At 74.7% G+C, this 2,833-nt stretch carries 1 protein-coding gene; it reads right to left on the bottom strand.

All coding sequences use genetic code 11. From position 1 onward, the window contains the following. On the bottom strand, positions 1–2,833 hold a 2,833-nt coding region (locus MFF42_RS23080), incomplete at both ends, for a baseplate multidomain protein megatron (RefSeq protein ID WP_238258054.1).

The raw sequence follows: 2,833 nt of genomic DNA, 5'->3' as shown, positions 1-2,833 counted from the left end.
CCGGCGCGGCGGGGGCGGGATCGGGCCGGGACAGCGGCACCGCCCGGGTCTCGATCCGGCGGCCCGTCGGGGCGTCGTCGATGCGGGTGATCCGGTGGAGCGCGCCGCGGGTCTCGCCGGGAAGGGCCACGAGGTCGCCGGGCTCCAGGTCGATCCGGCGCGGGCTCACCCCGAAGGCCGCCGTGTCGCGGCCCGCGAGCGCCGCGTTGAGGACGGTCTCCGCCAGCGCCTGCGCGGCGTCGCGCCGGGTGACGAGGGCCGCGTCGATGCGCACCTCCTGCCGCCGCGCTCCGGCCGGGCGCGCGGCGGACACGGCGGCGCGGCGGTAATCCGGGCTCTCGCCGTCGGAAAAGCCGACCGCGACGGAGCGCGGCAGCTCGCTCTCCTGCGCCCGCACCCGGCGCAGGGGCGCCGTCTCGCCCTCGCCGAGGACGAGGTCGCCCGCCTCCAGGGCAGCGGGGGCGCCCGCCCGCCCGTCGCGAATGCGCAGGGTCCCGGCCGAGACCGAGACGTCGAGGCCGAACAGGCGGGCGAGCGGCTCTAGCGCCTCGCGGGCGGAGAGCGGCCGGTCGAGCACGGCGCCGTCGAGGAAGCCGGCGGCGTCGATGTCCAGGGGCGCGTCGATGCCGAGATCCCGGAGGATCGCCGCGATCAGCCGGTCGAGTTCCAGCCCCTCGATCCGGCCGGTGATCCAGTGGCCGAGCGCCCAGTTGGCGGCGTCTGACCACACGGTCGTGAAGTCGGGGAAGGCCGGGAAGGGCCGCGCGTCCCAGGCCCAGACAGAGATATGTCCGGGGTCGATCATCCGGCCGCCATAGACGGGCGAGACCGGATTGTGAGCCGGCTCGAAATCGTCCGTCTCCTCATCGAAGCGCGAGAGGATCGCGTCGAGGCCGCGGGCCTGGATCAGGTCGTCGCGGGTGCCGCGGGAGAAGGGCGGGAGCGCGTTCTCCGACGATTTCGGATCGGGGAAGACGTTCGGCCCGTTGGTGCCGCGATCGACCGCGGGGATGCCGATCTCGGTGAGCCAGATCGGCTTGGCCCCCGGCATCCAGGCCGTCGGCCCGGTCTCGACGCCGCCGGCCCGCTCGACATGCGGGTTCGACCACCACGCGACCAGATCCTTGGCCCGGTAGATCCACGGCTTGCCGTAGGCGCCGTCGGTGATCGGCGTGCGGCGCTGCGCGTCCCGGTCCTCGGGGCTGGCATAGTACCAGTCGAACGCCTCGCCCGCGCCGAGACGCGTTTCGAGATAGGCGCGGTCGTAGGGGCTCGCCGCCTCGGCCGCGTCGCGGTGATCGGACCCGTCGCGCCAGTCCGAGATCGGCGGGTAGTAGTCGATGCCGACCGCCGCGATGGCCGGATCGGCGAAGAGCGGATCGAGGGGGAAGCGCAGGAAGGCGCCGCCCTCGCGGACGTGGGCGCCGTACTCGGTCCAGTCGGCGGCGTAGACGAGGCCGACGCCGCTCCCGAGGCGGGCGCGGACCTCGCCCGCGAGACGCCGGAGCTGATCGACCGCCGGATAGGCGCCGGCCGGCCCGCGCACCCGCGTCAGCCCCACGAACTCGCTGCCGAGGATGAAGCCGGCCAGCAGCGCCCCCGCCGCCGCCCAGCCGGCGGCGAGGCCGGCATAGTGCAGGACCATCGCCCGGTAGCCCTGCGGGCCCTCGAAGAAGGCCGCGACCTGATCGGCGGCGCCGCCCGTGCCGTCCGGACTTCCGGCGCGGTCGGGGGCGGGATCGCAGGTGATGCGCCCGCGCCAGGGATAGGCCGGCTGGCTCTCGCCGGAGCGATAAGGGTCCGGCAGGGCGTTGTCGGCCGGCACGTCCATCATCACGAAGGGATAGAGCACGACCGAGAGGCCGCGGCGGCTCAGCTCCGCCACCAGCCGCCCGAGCCCGGCATCGGACGGCGTGCCGCCATAGGCGGGTGTCTCGCCGGAGCGGGAGACGGCCCGCGCCGCGGCGCGGCTCAGCCCGGCGACGGCCCAGGGCTCGCCCGTCGTCGCCTTCGTCGCCGAATCGACCCGCGGCGTCACGGTGCAGTGCCCGGCGCGCAGGTCGTCGCCGAACCAGCTCGTCACCACCGAGACCCGTTCGAGCCGCGGGCACAGGGCCTGGAGCGCGTCAAGGGAGGCGACGACGTCGCTGGCGCCCTGGAACTGGAAACGGTTTGCCGGCTTCGTCGCACCGAACCCGGCATCCTCGCTGACGGCGAGCGGGTCGAGGCCGAACTCGGTGGAGCCGGGGATCAGGCAGACCGCGCGGATCCTGTCCGCCAGCCCGGCGACGGGGCGGATCACCTCGAAGGCGAATTGCGGGACGCGGTTGCCGAAGGCGGCGAGCGGCAGGCGCTCGAACACGATGTAGGCGAGGCCGCGATAGGCCGGCGCGCTGTCCGCGCCCTCCTTGGCGACGATGAGCGGGTCGGGCGCCTGTGTCGCCGAGCCGGTATGGACACGCCAGTTCAGCGTCGTCAGGTCGAGTTCGCTGCCGTCCGCCCAGATCCGGCGCACCAGGGCGATCTCCCCGGCGCAGAGGCCGACGGCGAGATCGACGAAATAGCTGTAGGCCGTACGCACCGTCTTCTGCCCGCCCGTCCCGCCCTTGGAGCCGGAGGAGGACCGCTCCACCGTGGTGTTGGCGACCTCGAGCGGGCGCGTCGCCCAGATCAGGGTGCCGCCGATGCGGGCGCGGCCGTAGACGCGGGGGATCGGCCCGCCCTCGGTGGAGGTGAGGCCGCCGAGTTCTGTCAGGCGCGGCCCCTCGACGAAGCGCGGACTCGTGCCGGCGCCGAACAGGGCGTCGTCGAGCGCCGCGCCCCCGGCCGCGCC

It is taken from the genome of Methylorubrum podarium (assembly GCF_022179745.1).
GTDB classification, from domain to species: Bacteria; Pseudomonadota; Alphaproteobacteria; order Rhizobiales; family Beijerinckiaceae; genus Methylobacterium; species Methylobacterium podarium.
Note: the sequence above shows the minus strand (reverse complement) of the source record. Positions and strands in the feature narration are given on the sequence as shown.